General features: G+C 65.2%; 16 protein-coding genes. 8 read left to right on the forward strand and 8 right to left on the reverse strand.

Annotation, left to right across the window (positions count from 1 at the left end; all coding sequences use genetic code 11):
• The first annotated feature begins 42 nt into the window (after positions 1–42).
• Positions 43–501, forward strand: a complete 459-nt coding sequence (locus CRO07_RS07360; protein ID WP_097030041.1) for an NUDIX hydrolase — start codon at positions 43–45, stop codon at positions 499–501.
• On the opposite strand, the gene CRO07_RS07365 is transcribed toward CRO07_RS07360, so the two are convergent.
• On the reverse strand, positions 479–1,738 hold the full coding sequence (locus CRO07_RS07365; RefSeq protein ID WP_097030042.1) for a PP2C family protein-serine/threonine phosphatase: 1,260 nt from the start codon (positions 1,736–1,738) through the stop codon (positions 479–481). The genes CRO07_RS07360 and CRO07_RS07365 overlap by 23 nt on opposite strands.
• Before the next feature lie 181 nt (positions 1,739–1,919).
• Here CRO07_RS07365 and CRO07_RS07370 point away from each other — a divergent pair, with 181 nt between their 5' ends.
• On the forward strand, positions 1,920–2,252 hold the full coding sequence (locus CRO07_RS07370) for an Hpt domain-containing protein (protein ID WP_097030043.1): 333 nt from the start codon (positions 1,920–1,922) through the stop codon (positions 2,250–2,252).
• On the opposite strand, the gene ilvA is transcribed toward CRO07_RS07370, so the two are convergent.
• The gene (gene ilvA, locus CRO07_RS07375) at positions 2,249–3,496 is read right to left on the reverse strand and encodes a threonine ammonia-lyase IlvA (RefSeq protein ID WP_097030044.1); all 1,248 of its coding nucleotides are present in this window, start codon (positions 3,494–3,496) and stop codon (positions 2,249–2,251) included. The two genes, CRO07_RS07370 and ilvA, sit on opposite strands and share 4 nt — an antisense overlap.
• 120 nt (positions 3,497–3,616) lie before the next feature.
• Between ilvA and CRO07_RS07380 the strand changes: the two genes are divergently transcribed.
• Complete coding sequence (locus CRO07_RS07380) at positions 3,617–4,843, forward strand: argininosuccinate synthase (protein WP_097030096.1); 1,227 nt, start codon at positions 3,617–3,619, stop codon at positions 4,841–4,843.
• Positions 4,844–4,883: 40 nt separating this feature from the next.
• Here the strand turns inward: CRO07_RS07380 and CRO07_RS07385 are convergent, their stop codons facing one another.
• The 4 genes from CRO07_RS07385 to CRO07_RS07400 are packed head-to-tail and all read right to left on the reverse strand — an operon-like array spanning position 4,884 to position 9,669.
• Positions 4,884–5,606 carry a sulfotransferase-like domain-containing protein gene (locus CRO07_RS07385; RefSeq protein WP_097030045.1) on the reverse strand — a complete coding sequence of 241 codons (723 nt, stop codon included), beginning with the start codon at positions 5,604–5,606 and terminating at the stop codon, positions 4,884–4,886.
• Positions 5,603–6,502: a D-amino acid aminotransferase gene (locus tag CRO07_RS07390; RefSeq protein ID WP_097030046.1), complete on the reverse strand. Its 900-nt coding sequence runs from the start codon at positions 6,500–6,502 to the stop codon at positions 5,603–5,605. The genes CRO07_RS07385 and CRO07_RS07390 overlap by 4 nt, the downstream gene beginning before the upstream one ends.
• 54 nt (positions 6,503–6,556) lie before the next feature.
• Positions 6,557–7,414, reverse strand: coding sequence for a ribokinase (locus CRO07_RS07395; protein WP_097030047.1), 858 nt, complete (start codon positions 7,412–7,414; stop codon positions 6,557–6,559).
• Positions 7,414–9,669 carry an NADP-dependent malic enzyme gene (locus tag CRO07_RS07400; protein WP_097030048.1) on the reverse strand — a complete coding sequence of 752 codons (2,256 nt, stop codon included), beginning with the start codon at positions 9,667–9,669 and terminating at the stop codon, positions 7,414–7,416. Before CRO07_RS07400 ends, CRO07_RS07395 begins: the two co-directional genes overlap by 1 nt.
• A 128-nt stretch (positions 9,670–9,797) precedes the next feature.
• Between CRO07_RS07400 and mutS the strand changes: the two genes are divergently transcribed.
• Positions 9,798–12,407 carry a DNA mismatch repair protein MutS gene (gene mutS / locus CRO07_RS07405; RefSeq protein ID WP_097030049.1) on the forward strand — a complete coding sequence of 870 codons (2,610 nt, stop codon included), beginning with the start codon at positions 9,798–9,800 and terminating at the stop codon, positions 12,405–12,407.
• A 79-nt stretch (positions 12,408–12,486) separates the two neighbouring features.
• Here the strand turns inward: mutS and CRO07_RS07410 are convergent, their stop codons facing one another.
• Positions 12,487–13,047, reverse strand: a complete 561-nt coding sequence (locus tag CRO07_RS07410; protein WP_176504506.1) for a nucleotide exchange factor GrpE — start codon at positions 13,045–13,047, stop codon at positions 12,487–12,489.
• A gap of 5 nt (positions 13,048–13,052) precedes the next feature.
• Complete coding sequence (gene hrcA, locus CRO07_RS07415; protein ID WP_097030051.1) at positions 13,053–14,123, reverse strand: heat-inducible transcriptional repressor HrcA; 1,071 nt, start codon at positions 14,121–14,123, stop codon at positions 13,053–13,055.
• Between the two features lie 117 nt (positions 14,124–14,240).
• Here hrcA and rph point away from each other — a divergent pair, with 117 nt between their 5' ends.
• The 4 genes from rph to hemW are packed head-to-tail and all read left to right on the forward strand — an operon-like array spanning position 14,241 to position 17,093.
• Positions 14,241–14,954 (forward strand): ribonuclease PH, encoded by a 714-nt coding sequence (gene rph, locus CRO07_RS07420; protein ID WP_176504507.1) that lies wholly within the window; start codon positions 14,241–14,243, stop codon positions 14,952–14,954.
• Positions 14,951–15,562 (forward strand): RdgB/HAM1 family non-canonical purine NTP pyrophosphatase, encoded by a 612-nt coding sequence (gene rdgB, locus CRO07_RS07425; RefSeq protein WP_097030053.1) that lies wholly within the window; start codon positions 14,951–14,953, stop codon positions 15,560–15,562. Before rph ends, rdgB begins: the two co-directional genes overlap by 4 nt.
• Positions 15,559–15,933 carry a RidA family protein gene (locus CRO07_RS07430; RefSeq protein WP_097030054.1) on the forward strand — a complete coding sequence of 125 codons (375 nt, stop codon included), beginning with the start codon at positions 15,559–15,561 and terminating at the stop codon, positions 15,931–15,933. The genes rdgB and CRO07_RS07430 overlap by 4 nt, the downstream gene beginning before the upstream one ends.
• A gap of 2 nt (positions 15,934–15,935) precedes the next feature.
• Positions 15,936–17,093, forward strand: coding sequence for a radical SAM family heme chaperone HemW (gene hemW / locus CRO07_RS07435; protein ID WP_097030055.1), 1,158 nt, complete (start codon positions 15,936–15,938; stop codon positions 17,091–17,093).

Below are 17,093 nucleotides of genomic sequence, written 5' to 3' on the forward strand. Positions count from 1 at the left end.
ACCGTGCCGACAGGGGCAGGGCAACCGCGGGACAGACAGCAGATGATCAGGCGATATGGTGAGGCCGTGCGGCCAGCGCAACACTACCGCCGCCGACCGGGGGTCTATGCGGTCCTGCTGCGGGGCGACGACATCCTGACCACGTTTCAGGACCATCCCCTGCCCGAGTTCCAGCTGCCCGGCGGCGGCATCGATCCGGGCGAGCATCCGGTGACAGCCCTGCACCGCGAGGTGCGCGAGGAAACCGGCTGGCGGATCGGCGGCCTGCAACGGTTCGGGGCCTTTCGCCGCTATACCTACATGCCGGAATACGACCTTTGGGCCGAAAAACTGTGCGCCATCTATGTTGCCCGCCCGACCCTGCGTCTTGGCCCGCCGACCGAACCGGGCCACCACGCCATCTGGCTGCCCACAGCCGAGGCACTGGACCGGCTGGGCAACGCGGGCGACCGGGCAATGCTGGCGCGGGTTCTGAGGGTCATGGCGCGTAATCGAACATGATACCCGAGACGTCGTCCCGGAAATCGGCGCCGTCCATCCGCTCGGCCAGGGTCCAGACCAGCGCCTCGAGCAAGGCTTCGCTTGGCAGGCAGGCATTGGCGCGAAGGATCTCGATCAGCCCGTCCTCGCCCAGTTCCTGACCCAGCAGGTCCGGACATTCCGTGACCCCGTCCGAGACCAGAAACAGCCGGTCGCCGGGGTTCAGCCGCGTCTCGATCCGGTCATGGACGGCCCCTTCCAGCAGGCCAATCGGCAGGCCGCCCTGCCCAAGGCTTTCGATCTGCCCATCGACGCGCAGCACAAGCGGATGGGGATGGCCGGCCTGAACCAGTTCGGCCCGGCCGGTGTCCAGATCGATCTCGGCATAGGCCATGGTGAAATACTGGTCCACCTGAAGGTCATCCAGCATCATCTCGTTGAACCGCTTGGCGATCATCTCGGGCGGCCAGGTCTGCCGACCCTTGCAGCGATAGCAGTTTCCGCCGGTCAGCGCGAAATTCTGATCGGGCGAGGCGCTGGACAAAAGCCCCGCCAGCCGTGCCGTCAGGATCGCCGAGGCGACTCCATGCCCCGACACATCCACGGAATACAGGCCCACCCGCCGGGTCGCCAGTTCAAAGCAGCCGACCAGATCGCCACCGACATGGCCCGACTGCCGCATCAGCAACGTCGCGGACGAGCGCCCGAAGGGCCGGCACCGTTCGCGGACCAGCGTCTGTTGAAGCTTGCGCGCCTCGATCAGGTCACCGTCGAGCGTGGCATAGACCTTGCGCAGTTCGTCCAGTGCATCTTCCAGCAGGTGATTCTGTTCGACCAGTTCGGTCTGCATCCCCAGAATCCGCTCGCCCGCGCGCAGGCGGGCGCGCAACTCGCCCGCGGCGACCGGCTTCACCAGATAGTCGTCGGCGCCGCAATCCAGCCCATCCACAACCTCGCCCGTGCCCGATCGCGAGGTAAGAAGGATGAAATAGCAATAGCCTTCGCGCGGAATGGCCCGGATCTGACGGCACAGATCCAGCCCCGACATTCCCGGCATCATCCAGTCGCTGAGAACGATATCAACCGGATCGGCGCGGCACAGATCCAGCGCCTCGGCCCCGGTTGCGGCCTCGGTCACCCGATAGCCCCAACGGCGCAGCGACAGCGCAAGCACCCGGCGCTGTGCCCGGCTGTCGTCAACGATCAGAACATGCCGCGAAACCGCCTTCGGTCGAAGGCGGGACGGGTCCGACGGCATGAACGATCTGGCGTGCAAGGCGTTCCTCTTGATGCATGGCTTCCCCGAGTTATGCCCCCACGATCTTAAGAGACCGTGAAACATAAAATGCCCCGTGTTGAGCCGAGGCCGCGTTACCGGCTGTTAAGACGGGGGCCGCACCCTGCGGTCATTGGTGTTCCGGTGGACAGTAAAGGTCGGCATGATCGATTGGGTAAGGGTCGCGGATCTGCGCGGCGAGGTCGGAAGCGATGGCTTTGAAGAAGTCGTCCTGCTGTTCATGGAAGAAACGGACGCGGCCGTCCGCAGCCTTTCCGCCGCCGCCACAAGCGGCGCGCTGGAAGAGACGCTTCATTTCCTGAAAGGTTCGGCGCTGAATCTGGGCTTTGTCACCGTCTCGCGGCTTTGCCAGGAAGGCGAGCGGCTGGCCGCCGACGGCCAGGGCGCGAACGTCGATCTGGACGCGCTGGCCGAAAGCTATTGGCGCGCGCGCGCCGATTTTCTGGCCGGGCTGGGCCGCCTGCCGCCGATCTAGATCAGGAACTCGGCCAGCGCATCGTCGCCGGTGATGTCGCGGTAATTCAGCCCCGCCTCTTCCATCACCCGCAACAGCCGGGGGAAGTTCTCGGCCCGTTTCGTCTCGATCCCGATCAGGACCGAACCGAAGTTGCGCGCCGATTTCTTCAGATACTCGAACCGGGAAATATCGTCATCCGGGCCAAGCATCATCAGGAACTCGCGCAGCGCACCGGGGCGTTGCGGCATCCGCAGGATGAAGTATTTCTTCAACCCGGAATAGCGTTGCGCGCGTTCCTTCACCTCTGGCAACCGCTCGAAATCGAAATTCCCGCCGGATGTCACGCAGACCACGGTGCGGCCGCGGATCTCGTCGGCAATCTCGGGCAGAACATCCACCGCCAGCGCGCCCGCGGGTTCCAGAACGATGCCTTCGACATTCAGCATCTCTAGCATGGTGATGCAGATCCGATCCTCGGGCGCCAGATGGACGCTGTCGGGACTGACCCAATCCAGCCGCTGGAACGGCAACTCGCCCAGTTTGGCAACCGCCGCTCCGTCCACGAAACTGTTGACCTTGGGCAACGCCACGGGGCGGTGAAACTCCAGCGCGGCCCGGAAACTGGCGCCGCCCGCAGGTTCCACGAACCGAAAGGCCGTGCCCGGCGCCTCGGATCGCAGAAAGCCGGTGACGCCCGCCGCCAGACCGCCGCCACCCACCGGCAGCACCACCAGATCGGGCCCGCGGCCAAGCTGGGCCAGGATCTCGACCCCCACGCTCGCCTGACCCTCGATCACATCGGAATCGTCGAAGGGGGCCAGAAAATGCGCCCCCTGTTCGGCACACCAAGCCTGCGCGGCAGCCAGTGTCTGGTCGAAATAGTCGCCGGTCAGCACGATCCTGACCGCGTCGCCGCCAAAGGTGCGGGTCTTGTCGATCTTCTGCTGCGGCGTCGTCACCGGCATGAAAATCGTGCCCTCCACCCCGAAATGCCGGCAGGCATAGGCCACCCCCTGCGCATGGTTCCCGGCCGACGCGCAGACAAAGGATCGCTGACCCGGGTTCGCGGCCCGCACCTTGCGCAGCGCGGTAAAGGCGCCGCGCAACTTGTAGCTGCGAACCGGCGTCAGATCCTCGCGCTTCAGCCAGATTTCGGCGCCATAGCGTGCCGAAAGGTGGTCGTTGCGCTGCAACGGCGTCTCGGGGAACAGATCGCGCAGGGCGCGGGTGGCGGCACGGGCGTTGTCGGCAAACTGGGTCATGGCGGCACCCTAGCCGGTTCCCGCGCCGGGCGCCACGGCCAGACGCACGGCGCGCCCCTTGTTTGGAACGCCAAACTTCACTAGACCGGCGTGCGAAGTTTTCCCCCGATGGAGCCCGCCATGTCCGCCCCGAAGAAAGTCGTCCTTGCCTATTCCGGCGGGCTCGACACCTCGATCATCCTGAAGTGGTTGCAGACCGAATATGGCTGCGAGGTCGTAACCTTCACCGCCGATCTCGGTCAGGGCGAAGAGCTTGAGCCCGCCCGCCAGAAAGCCGAGCTTCTGGGCATCAAGCCGGAAAATATTTTCATCGAGGATGTGCGCGAAGAATTCGTGCGCGATTTCGTCTTCCCGATGTTCCGGGCAAATGCTCTTTATGAGGGGCTTTACCTGCTCGGCACCTCGATCGCCCGCCCGCTGATCGCCAAGCGTCTGGTCGAGATCGCGGCCATGACCGGCGCCGATGCGGTGGCCCATGGCGCGACCGGCAAGGGCAACGATCAGGTGCGGTTCGAACTGACCGCCTATGCGCTGAACCCGGCCATCAAGGTGATCGCCCCGTGGCGGGAATGGGATCTGACGTCGCGCACCAAGCTGATCGAGTTCGCCGAACAGAACCAGATCCCGATCGCCAAGAACAAGCGCGGCGAGGCGCCGTTCTCGGTCGATGCCAACCTGCTTCACACCTCGTCCGAGGGCCGCGCGCTGGAGAACCCCGGCGATGAGGCGCCCGATTACGTCTACCAGCGCACCACCGACCCCGAGAAGGCGCCCGACACCCCCGAGATGGTGGAAATCACTTTCGAAAAGGGCGATGCGGTCGCGATCAACGGCGAGGCGATGTCGCCCGCGACGATCCTGACCCGCCTGAACGAACTGGGCGGCAAGCATGGCGTGGGCCGTCTGGATCTGGTGGAAAACCGTTTCGTCGGCATGAAATCGCGCGGGATCTATGAAACCCCCGGCGGCACGATCCTGCTGGAGGCCCACCGCGGAATCGAGCAGATCACGCTGGATTCGGGCGCCGGCCACCTGAAGGATTCGATCATGCCGCGCTATGCGGAACTGATCTACAACGGGTTCTGGTATTCGCCCGAACGCGAGATGCTTCAGGCGCTGATCGACAAATCGCAGGAGCATGTCTCGGGCACCGTCCGCGTCAAGCTTTACAAAGGCTTCGCCCGGACCGTGGCGCGCTGGTCGGAACATTCGCTCTATTCCGAAAAGCATGTGACCTTTGAAGACGACGCTGGCGCCTACGACCAGAAGGACGCTGCCGGCTTCATCCGGCTGAACGCTCTGCGGCTGAAACTGATCGCCACCCGGAACGCCCGCGTGAAGGGTTAAGGGCTTCGGGGCGCCCGGCCTTGCGGTCGGGCGCCCCGCTTCAGCCACGCAACCGACAGGCCGCCAAGCGGTCGTAATGCGGCAATGCCTGCGCGACCAGATCGGCATAGGCCGGCGGCAGGGCCGGCAGCGGGCCTTCGGGGTCTTCAAACCCGGTCGAGCGGTGAACCGCGCCATACCAATGCGGCGCCCACAGCCCATCGGCGGGATGACCGCCCGCCGGCCAGTGCAGCATGTTTTGGGTGAAAGGGATTTTCAACGCCGAACACAGCGCCGACAGCGCCGCCCCTGGGTTGGCGCGAATGTCCGCACTGTCGATCACCACAGGCGCATGGCCCAACCAGTCCGCAACCTGATCGAACAGCTCGGCCTGCTGGACAAAGCCGATGTCGGCCAGCGTTGGCCCCTCGCGCTTTTTCGCGTAGCTGGCGACGACGCGCGCGGGATGGCGGATCAGGAAAACATTTTCACATGCCCGCATGAAGCCCCGGTCAAAGCCCGGAATCATGTGCAGCGTCATGTGCTTCTGATAGAAAACCGGCTTGCCGCCCGGCGCCTCGGCTGCGCAGCGCGCGGCGACAATGGCCGGATCTGCCTCGTGGCCGGCCACGATCTCGTCGCGCATCGGATGGTTAAGGCCGGTGGCTTGCAAATAGGCGGCATAGAACGGCTCGTCCCACACCGCACAGTCGCCGCGGGCCGCGAACGCATACATCATCGCCGTGGACAGGTTCCGCGGCCCGGACCACATCGCGATCCTCATGCCGCCACCAGCGCCTTGTAAAGCGTGCGCAGATGCTCGGTCATCGGACCCATCTGGCCGGTTCCGATCACCCGCCCATCGACGATCCCCACCGGGGTCTGGGCGCCGAAAGTGCCGGTCAGAAAGGCCTCGTCGGCGGAATAGACATCGACGAGAGAAAAGTTTTTCTGAAACACGGGGATGCCATTCAACCGGCAGAGGTCGATCACCTTGCCCCGCGTGATCCCGTTCATGCAGTAGTCCCCGGTCGAGGTCCAGACCTCGCCTTTTCTCACAATGAAGAAGTTGCAGGCATTGGTCGTATTCACGAATCCATGCACATCCAGCATCAGCGCCTCGTCCGCGCCGGCCTTTTCGGCCGCGATACAGGCAAGGATGCAGTTCAGCTTGGAATGAGAGTTCAGCTTCGGGTCCTGACTCATCGGCAGGCCGCGGATATGGGGCACCGTCGCCAGCCGGATCGGCCGGGGCAGTTTCGGCCGTGAGTGTTCCATGATGATCGCGACCGTCGGCCCCTGCCGCGACAGCGACGGATGCTGGAACGGCCGGCTTTTCACCCCGCGCGTCACCATCAGCCGGGCATGGGCGTCGGTCTGCATCCCGTTCGCGGCCTGCGTGTCATGGATCGCCTGCGCCAGTTGCGCGCGATCCATCCCGATATCCAGATCGATCGCCTTTGCGGCTTCAAACAGCCGGTCAAGGTGTTCGTCCAGAAAGGCCCAGCGTCCGTTGTAAAGCCGGATGCCCTCCCACACGCCATCGCCCAGCATGAAACCGGAATCGTAAACCGAGACCAGCGCCTCGGCCCTGGGCAGGATCCGGCCGTTCAGCCAAAGGCGCAAATCCTCATTTCGGGTATCTTCTTCGGCCTGATGGGTAGTGACGTGATCGGTCATTTGGCGCTCCTTTGGCGCCACGCTAGACCGGGCGCCGGGTCGCGCCAAGGGGCGTCAGCGCGCCAGAAAGGCCGTAACCTCGGCCGCGGAGGGCATCGCCTGCGACGCGCCCGGCCGCGTCACCTGAAGCGCGGCGGCGGCGGCGGCACGGCGCATTGCCTGATGCCGCGGCAGTCCTGCGTCCAGCGCCGCCGCAAGGTTTCCCGTGAAACAATCGCCCGCCCCCACGGTATCGACCGCAGCGACGGCAAAGGCCGGCACATGCAGCGGGTCCGCGCCCGGGCGCAGCCAGTCTGCCCCCTGCGCGCCACGGGTCACGATCATCTCGACGCCGGGCAGCGCCCCCAGCGCCGTGCGAAGCGCCTCGGCCTCGACCTTGTTCAGCACCAACAGGCTGACATGGGGCAGAACCGCCTGCACCGCGGCCACATCGAAGGGCGCGGCGGAATAGATCACCCGCAGCCCGCGTGCGACGGCCAGCCGGGCTGCCTGAACCTGTGCCGAAGTCTCATTCTGAATCAACAAGGTATCGTCAGGGCCGGCCGTGGCCAGCGCCGCCGCCACCTGCCTGTCGGACAGCGAGCGGTTGGCGCCGGGAAAGATCACGATGACATTTTCGCCCGCCGGATCAACCGTGATGATCGCATGGCCGGTGGGCACAGCCACCTCGGCGATATGGGTCACATCGATACCATCGCCGGCCATCGCCTCGCGCGCCCACGCCGCTTCGGGGCCGACCGCACCGATATGGCAGACCCGCGCCCCGGCCCGGGCGGCGGCGACCGACTGGTTCGCCCCCTTGCCGCCCAGCCCGATCGCATAGCCCCCGGCCTCCAGCGTCTCGCCGGGTGCCGGCAGATGCGGCACCCGATAGACATGGTCGATGTTGATCGAGCCGAGGTTGAGAAGCATCACCCCACCTTGCAGGCGGCCATCACTGCCATGTTCAAGATATCATTTACCGTCGAGTTCACCGAACAGATCTGGATCGGCTTCGACACGCCGGTAAGGATCGGCCCGATCACCGTCGCACCCGCCATCTCTTGCATCAGTTTGATCGAGATCGAGGCCGAATGCCGCGCCGGAACCACAAGGATATTGGCCGGGCCCGTCAGACGGCAGAACGGATATTGCGCCATGGCCGCGGCATTCAGCGCCACATCCACAGTCATCTCGCCCTCATATTCGAAATCGACCTTCATGCCGTCCAGCACCTTGGAGGCAGCGCCCATCTTGGCTGCGCGCTCGGACACCGGATAGCCGAAGGTCGAGAACGACACGAACGCCACCCGCGGATCCAGCCCCAGATTTCGCGCCACCCGGGCGGATTTGATCGCGATATTGGCCAGATCCTCGGCTTCCGGCCATTCATGCACCAGCGTATCGGCGATCAGCACGATCCGCCCCTTGTGCAGAAGCGCCGTCACCCCCACCGCGCCATCGGATGCCTTGGCATCGAAGACGTGATTGATCAGTTGCATCACATAGGCCGATTTGCGCGTGGCGCCCGTCACCAGCCCGTCGCCATGCCCATGCGCCAGCATCAACGCCGAGAACACATGCCGATCCCGCGTCGCCAGCCGCTGAATATCATAGCTGTCAAAACCGCCGCGCTGAAGTCTCTCATAAAGGAAATGCTTGTAGGCATCCATGTGGCGAGAGTTGGCGGCATTCACCACCTCAAGCTCTCGCACCGCATCACCAAGACCGGCGGCTTCCAGCTTTTCACGCACGTCGGCTTCGCGGCCGACCACCAGCGCCTTGCCCATTCCGGCACGCTGATAGGCAACGGCGGCGCGCAACACGCGGGGGTCGTCGCCTTCGGCAAAGATCATCCGGGCCTGCGCCGCCTTCGCTCGGGCATGGATGCCCTGCAGGATCGAGGCGGTCGGGTCCATCCGGGATTTCAGCGCCAGTTCATAGCCCTGAAGGTCGATGATCGGCCGCCGCGCAACGCCGGTGTCCATCCCGGCCTTCGCCACCGCCGGCGGAATGGTATAGATCAGCCGCGGATCGAACGGCGTGGGAATGATGTAATCGCGCCCGAACGACAGCTTGCGGCCATAGGCCATCGCCACCTCGTCCGGCACATCCTCGCGCGCCAGCTTTGCCAGCGCCCGGGCGCAGGCGATCTTCATCTCGTCGTTGATCGCACGGGCATGGATGTCCAGCGCGCCGCGGAACAGATAGGGAAAGCCGAGAACGTTGTTCACCTGATTGGGATAGTCCGACCGGCCGGTGGCCACGATGGCATCGGCGCGCACGGCGTGGGCCTCTTCCGGCGTGATCTCGGGATCGGGGTTCGCCATGGCGAAGATGACCGGGTTTTCAGCCATGCTGGCAACCATCGCCTGCGTCACCGCCCCCTTGGCCGAGACGCCAAGGAACACGTCGGCGCCCACCATCGCCTCTTCCAGCGTGCGGCAATCTGTCCGCGCGGCATGGGCCGATTTCCACTGGTTCATGCCCTCGGTGCGACCCTGCCAGATCACGCCCTTGGTGTCGCACATGATGCAGTTGTCGTGCCGCGCGCCCATCGACTTCAGCAGTTCCAGACAGGCGATCCCCGCCGCGCCCGCGCCGTTCAGCACGATGCGGACATCCTCGATCTTCTTCCCCGAGATCTCCAGCGCGTTGATGAGGCCCGCCGCGCAGATCACCGCGGTGCCGTGCTGGTCATCATGGAACACCGGGATGTCCATGAGTTCCTTCAGCCGCTGCTCGATGATGAAGCATTCCGGCGCCTTGATATCTTCAAGGTTGATGCCGCCGAAGGTCGGCCCCATCAGCTTCACCGCCTGGATGATTTCATCCGGGTCTTCGGTGTCCAGCTCGATATCGATGGCGTTCACATCGGCGAAGCGTTTGAAAAGGACGGCTTTCCCTTCCATCACCGGCTTCGATGCCATGGCGCCGAGGTTGCCCATGCCAAGAATCGCGGTCCCGTTCGAGACCACGGCAACCATGTTGCCCTTCACGGTATAGTCATAGACCGTCTCGGGTGCGTCGGCGATCGCCTGAACCGGGACGGCCACCCCCGGCGAATAGGCAAGGCTCAGGTCACGCTGCGTCGCCATCGGCGTCGTGGCGGTGATCTCGTATTTGCCGGGTCGCGGTTCCAGATGGTAGAGAAGCGCCTCTTCGGGCGTGATCTTGGTCTTGGTCATGAGGGGGCCATCCTGTGCAAGCACGGCCCTTCTAGCGCCGCTGGCCCTTTGCCACAACGGCATAGGATTTGCGGCTTTTCCCCGCACACCCGCTTTTGTAGGGTCTGCCGACCTGAAGGGGGGCCGAAGTGAACGACGAAACCGTCACGCCGATGATGGCGCAATATCTGGACATCAAGGCGCAGCACCCCGATGCCATCCTGTTCTACCGGATGGGCGACTTTTACGAGATGTTCTTCCACGACGCGGCCCTTGCGGCCGAGGCGCTGGACATCGCCCTGACCAAGCGCGGCAAGCACAAGGGCGAGGATATCGCCATGTGCGGCGTGCCGGTCCATTCGGCCGAAGGCTACCTGCTGACGCTGATCCGCAAGGGCTTTCGCGTGGCCATCGCGGAACAGATGGAAGACCCGGCCGAGGCGAAGAAGCGCGGATCGAAATCGGTGGTGCGGCGCGAAGTGGTTCGACTGGTGACCCCCGGCACACTGACCGAAGACAGCCTGCTGGAGGCCCGCCGCCACAACTTTCTGGCCGCCTTCGCCGAGGTCCGCGACGAAGCGGCGCTGGCATGGGCCGACATCTCGACCGGCGAACTGCGCGTGACCCCCTGCCCGCTGCCGCGCCTGCTGCCGGAACTGGCCCGCCTTGCCCCGCGCGAACTGCTGCTGGCCGAAGGCCGCGAACCCGATGGCCTGCCCGAGATCGGCTGCGCGATAACATCCCTTGCCCGGTCCAGCTTCGACAGCACCTCAGCCGAAAAGCGGCTGTGCGCGCTGTTCGCGGTCGGCACGCTGGACAGTTTCGGCAGCTTCACCCGCGCCGAGATTGCCGCCATGGGCGCGCTGGTCGACTACCTTGACCTGACGCAGCGCGGAAAGCTGCCACTGCTGCGCCCGCCCCTGCGCGAAATCGCGGGCGGAACCGTGCAGATCGACGCCTCGACCCGGCGCAACCTTGAAATCACCGCGGCGCTTTCGGGCGGGCGCGAAGGATCGCTGCTGGCAGCGGTGGATCGCACGGTCACGGCGCCCGGGGCCCGGCTTCTGGAACGGCGCCTGTCCAGCCCTTCGCGCGATCTGCCCACGATCCACGCCCGCCTTGCGGCCCTGCGCTGGCTGACCGAGGAACCCCGCCTGCGCGAAGACCTGCGCGACAGCCTGCGCCGCGTCCCCGACATGGACCGCGCCCTGTCGCGCCTCGCACTGGACCGGGCAGGCCCGCGCGACCTGACCGCGATCCGCGCCGGGCTGACACAGGCCGAAACCGTCGCCGCCCGCCTGCCAGACACCGCCCCCCCGCTGCTGGCCAAAGCCGCCGCCAGCCTGCGCGGACATGAAGGGCTGATCGACCTTCTGGATCAGGCGCTGGTGGCCGAACCGCCGCTGCTGACCCGCGACGGCGGCTTCATCGCCCCCGGCTTCGATGCCGATCTGGATGAAACCCGCCGCCTGCGCGACGAAGGCCGCGGCGTCATCGCCTCGATGCAGGCCGGCTTCATCGACAGGACCGGCATCGCCAGCCTGAAGATCAAACACAACAACGTGCTGGGCTATTTCATCGAAACCACCCAGACCCACGCCGAAAAGATGCACGCCGACCCCGGCTTCATCCACCGCCAGAGCACTGCCGGGCAGGTCCGCTTCACCACCGTCGAACTCTCGGAACTGGAAACCCGGATCCTGAACGCCGGCAACCACGCACTGGAGCTGGAAAAGGCGCATTTCGCCACCCTGCGAACCACGATCCTCAACGCGGCCGGCGCCATCGGCACTGCCGCCCGGGCGCTGGCCGAAATCGACCTCGCCACCGCACTGGCCGACCTTGCAGCCACCGAAGACTGGTCCGAACCACAGGTCGACGACAGCCGCGCCTTCGCGATCGAGGCCGGCCGCCACCCTGTCGTCGAACGCGCCCTTCGCCGCAGCGGCACCCCCTTCGTCGCCAATGACTGCGCACTCTCGACCGCCGACACCCCGGCGATCTGGCTCATCACCGGGCCGAACATGGCCGGCAAATCCACTTTCCTGCGCCAGAACGCCCTGATCGCGCTCCTGGCCCAGGCTGGCAGCTTCGTCCCGGCCCGACACGCCCATATCGGCGTTGTCAGCCAGCTGTTCAGCCGGGTCGGCGCCGCCGACGACCTCGCCCGCGGCCGCTCGACCTTCATGGTGGAAATGGTGGAAACCGCGGCAATCCTGAATCAGGCCGACGACCGCGCACTGGTAATCCTGGACGAGATCGGCCGCGGCACGGCCACCTGGGACGGCCTCTCGATCGCCTGGGCCACACTCGAACACCTGCACGACCAGAACCGCTGCCGCGCCCTGTTTGCCACCCATTACCACGAACTCACCGCCCTCGCCGGCAAACTGCGCGGCGTCGAAAACGCCACCGTCAGCGTCAAGGAATGGGAAGGCGAGGTGATCTTCCTGCACGAGGTCCACAAGGGCGCCGCCGACCGCTCCTATGGCGTGCAGGTGGCCCGCCTCGCGGGCCTGCCCGCTTCGGTGATCGATCGCGCCAGAACCGTCCTCGATGCGCTCGAATCCGGCGAACGTGACAGCAATACCCGCCGCCAGACCCTGATCGACGACCTGCCGCTGTTCCGCGCCGCCCCGGCGCCCGCCACACCCAAACCGTCACCCGCCATCGAGCGGCTGAAACAGATCCACCCCGACGAGCTGACCCCGCTCGAAGCCCTCCGCCTGGTCTATGAGTTGAAAACCCTCGTCAACTGATCCGTTTCATTCTGGCCCAAATATCCCGGGGTCCGGGGCAGCGCCCCGGCCGCCGGAACCGGCAACGAACGGCCCCGGATCAGGCGCCGGTGTTGGACGACACACCCACCTGCGCCGGACGCAACAGCCGGTCGTGGATCATGAAGCCCTCGGTCATCACCTGAATGATATGGCCAGCCTTGGTGCCGGGAACCGGGGCCTCGAACATCGCCTGATGATGCTGCGGATCGAAGACATCGCCCACCTTGGGCGTGATCGGCTGCACGCCATGCTTCGTCATCACGTTGCGCAATTCGCGCAGCGTCAGCTCCACCCCCTCGATCAGGGCCGCGGCCACAGCGCCATGCTCGTCGCCAGCCGCATCCAGCGCACGGCTCAGGTTGTCATAGACCGGAAGCAGGTCGCGGGCGAGACGGGTGCCGCCATATTGCTCGGCCTCGCGCCGGTCACGTTCGGCACGCTTGCGGCTGTTTTCGGCATCGGCCAGCGCCCGCATGAACTTGTCGCGCAACTCGTCGCGCTCGGCGCGCAGCGCCTCCAGCTCGCCAAATCCGGGCGCCTGCGCCAACTCGGGTGCCTCTGCCATTTCGTCCCGGGGTGCCTGATCCTCGGCCATCTCGTCTTTCCTTGCGTTCGTCATATCCGTCATCCCTTGCCGCGGTCCGACACCAGCCGACCCACCAGCTGCGCCGTATAATCGACGATCGGCACGATGCGGCCGTAGTTCAGCCGCGTCGGTCCGATCACGCCAATGGCGCCGATGATCTTCCGATCCGTGTTCATATAGGGAGAGACCACCAGAGAGGAACCCGAAAGTGAGAAAAGCTTGTTTTCAGAACCGATGAAAATGCGCACACCTTCACCACCCTCGGCCAGTTCCAGAAACTCGGCGATGTCTCGCTTGCGTTCCAGATCGTCGAACAAGCTGCGGATGCGGTCGAAATCGGCGGCTTCGGTCGATCCGTCCAGCAGGTTGGCCCGTCCGCGCACGATCAGCCGTTCAGACTGCTCGCCGGGGTTTTCCCACAAGGCCAGCCCGCTTTGCACCAGTTCATGCGCCAGCGCGTCGATTTCCTGCCGCCGCCGGGAAATCTCGTCACCGACGCTGCGGCGCAGATCGGACAACGAGCGCCCCTCGACCAGCGCATTCAGGAAATTCGCAGCCTCTCGCATGGAAGACGCCGTCTGCCCCGGCGGCGGCCGGAACACCCGGTTCTCGACATGGCCATCGGCAAACACCAACACCACCAGCGCCCTGTCCGCCCCAAGGCTGACAAATTCGATATGCCGGATCGGCGCCTCGTGCTTGGGCGCAAGAACCAGACTTGCGCCATGGGTGATTGTCGACAGCGTCGCCCCCACCCGGTCCAGCAACGAGGTCACATCATCTTCGTTCCCGCCACCGCTGGAATCGATCCGAACCCGATCCTCGTCTGAAACGGTGCCCACCTCCAGCAGCCCGTCGACGAACATCCGCAGCCCCAACTGCGTGGGAATCCGCCCCGCCGAGACATGCGGGCTGTCCAGCAGGCCCAGATACTCCAGATCCTGCATGACGTTGCGGATGGTGGCGGCGCTGACCTTCTCGGACATCGCGCGGGTCAACGTGCGCGACCCCACCGGATCGCCCGATGCGAGATAGCCCTCGACCACCCGCCGGAACACCTCGCGCGAGCGGTCGCTCATCTCGGAAAGGATCTTGCGGCCTTCGTTCATTCCCTTGCCTTCCAAGCGACTGCCGACTTTAGCGACCGCCCCTGCCCGCCGTCAATCAGGGTTGCATCCGACACGTCCCGAGGCCTATCTGGCGGCAATCCAGAAATGAGGTTCCCCATGCGTCCTTCCGGCCGACTGCTCAACCAGATGAGGGCGGTTTCGATCGAGCCCAATGTGATGAAACACGCCGAAGGCTCGTGCCTGATCAAGATGGGCGAGACCCATGTCCTGTGCTCGGCCTCGATCGAGGACAAGCCGCCGCCGTTCCTGAAGAACACCGGCCTTGGCTGGGTGACGGCCGAATACGGCATGCTGCCGCGCGCCACCACCTCGCGCAACCGCCGCGAGGCAGCCGCCGGCAAGCAGACCGGCCGCACGCAGGAAATCCAGCGCCTGATCGGCCGCGCGCTGCGGGCGGGCATCGACCGCTCGGCGCTGGGGGAACGCCAGATCGTGATCGACTGCGACGTGATCCAGGCCGACGGCGGCACCCGCTGCGCCTCGATCACCGGGGGGTGGGTTGCACTGCGGCTGGCGGTGAACAAACTGCTGAAGGCCGGCCTTATCACATCGGACCCGATCGTGGACCATGTGGCGGCGGTGTCCTGCGGGATCTATGCCGGCCAGCCGGTGCTGGATCTGGACTATGCCGAGGATTCGACCGCCGGCACCGACGGCAACTTCATCCTGACCGGCCGGGGCCGGCTGATCGAGGTGCAGATGTCGGCCGAAGGCGCCACCTTCTCGCGCGAGGAAATGGGGCATCTGCTGGATCTGGCCGAGGCCGGGATTGCCGGTCTGGTGGAGGCACAGAAGGCGGCGCTGGCATGACGCGGAAATTCACGGGCGACCGGCTGCTGGTCGCCACCCACAACCGCGGCAAGCTGGAAGAAATCGCGCAGCTGTTCGAAGCCTTTGGCGTCGAGGTGATCTCGGCCGCGGATCTGAACCTGCCGGAACCCGAAGAAACCGAAACCACCTTTGTCGGCAATGCCCGGATCAAGGCCCATGCGGCGGCGAAAGCCGCCAACATGCCCGCACTGGCCGACGATTCCGGCATCACCATCGACGCGCTGGATGGGGCACCGGGCGTCTATACCGCCGACTGGGCGATGACCCCCACGGGCCGCGATTTCGTGAAGGCGATGACCGACACATGGGCAAAGCTGGAGGCGGTGAACGCCCCCTGCCCGCGCAAGGCGCAGTTCCGCTGCACGCTGGTCCTTGCCTGGCCGGACGGCCATGACGAGGTGTTCGAAGGCGTGATGCCGGGACAGGTGGTCTGGCCGATGCGGGGCGATCAGGGCCACGGCTATGACCCGATCTTCCAGCCCGACGGGTTCGACCAGACCTTCGGCGAAATGGACCGCTGGGAAAAGAACGAGATCAGCCACCGCGCCCGCGCCTTTCGCAACCTGATGCATGGCTGCTTCAAGTGAAAAGGATTTCCACCGGATCCCCGTTCGAGACCACGATGGGCTATTCCCGCGCGGTGGTGAAGGGCGGCTGGTGCTTTGTGTCGGGCGTGACGGGCTATGATTATGCCACGATGGCGATGCCCGAGGGCGTCGCCGATCAGGCCCGCACCGCCTTTGCCACCATCGCACGAGTGCTTGAGGAAGCCGGCTTCACCATGGCCGACATCGTGCGGGTGCAATATACGGTGACCGATGCCGGCCTTGTCGAGGCGCTGACGCCGGTTCTGGGAGACGTGCTGGGCGAGATCCGCCCGGCAGCGACCATGGTCATCGCAGGGCTGATCCGGCCCGAGATGCTGGTCGAGATCGAGGTGACAGCCTTCAAGGGGTAGCAATGGACGACTGGCGTAACGGCGGCTTCGGGCTTTACCTGCATTGGCCGTTCTGCCAGTCGAAATGCCCCTATTGCGATTTCAACTCGCATGTCGCTGCGACAATAGACCAGCATCGCTGGGGCCGCGCCTATTTGTCCGAAATCCACCGTATCGGGGCCGAAACGCCGGGCCGGGTGCTGAATTCGGTGTTTTTCGGCGGCGGAACGCCCTCGTTGATGCAACCCGATCTGGTCGCGGCGATCCTTGAGACGGTGCGCGCAACATGGCCGCTGGCCAATGATCTGGAAGTGACGCTGGAAGCCAACCCCGGCTCGGTCGAGGCCGGCCGGTTCCGCGGCTTTCGCGAGGCCGGCGTCAACCGCGTCTCGATGGGGATTCAGGCGCTGAACGATGCCGACCTGAAAAAGCTGGGCCGGCTGCATTCGGTGGCGGAAGCGCGGGCGGCCTTCGATGTGGCGCGCACGACCTTCGACCGGGTCAGCTTCGATCTGATCTACGCGCGACAGGACCAGTCTCTGGCCGACTGGCGGCAGGAACTGACCGAGGCGCTGACCATGGCCGCCGACCACCTGTCGATGTATCAACTGACCATCGAGGACGGCACCGCCTTTGGCGACCGCTTCAAGCGCGGGAAACTGCGGGGACTGCCGCCCGACGATCTTTCGGCCGATATGTATGTGCTGACACAGGACATTTGCGCCGCCGCAGGGCTGCCGGCCTATGAAGTGTCAAACCACGCACAACCGGGAAGCGAATCACGGCACAATCTGATCTATTGGCGTGCAGGAGATTATGCCGGTATCGGGCCGGGCGCACATGGGCGACTGACGCTGAACGGGGATCGCTGGGCAACCGAAGCGCCCAGGTCACCCGGTGAATGGCTGGCACAGGTGGAGCGTGACGGAAATGGCGAAGTGCCGCGCGCACGGCTGGACCGGCAAGAGCAAGGACTGGAATATCTGATGATGGCCCTGCGTCTGTCCGAAGGACTGGACCTGCCGCGCTATAGGGCAATTTCCGGCGCGGACCCTGACGAGCGAAAGCTTCGCGATCTGGTGGAAATTGGCATGATCGAAAGAGCCGGCAACCGGCTGCGCGCGACGACCGACGGGCGCATGGTGCTGAACTCGGTGATCGCGGACCTGGCAGGAGATTGA

Source organism: Cereibacter ovatus, from assembly GCF_900207575.1.
GTDB classification, from domain to species: domain Bacteria; phylum Pseudomonadota; class Alphaproteobacteria; order Rhodobacterales; family Rhodobacteraceae; genus Cereibacter_A; species Cereibacter_A ovatus.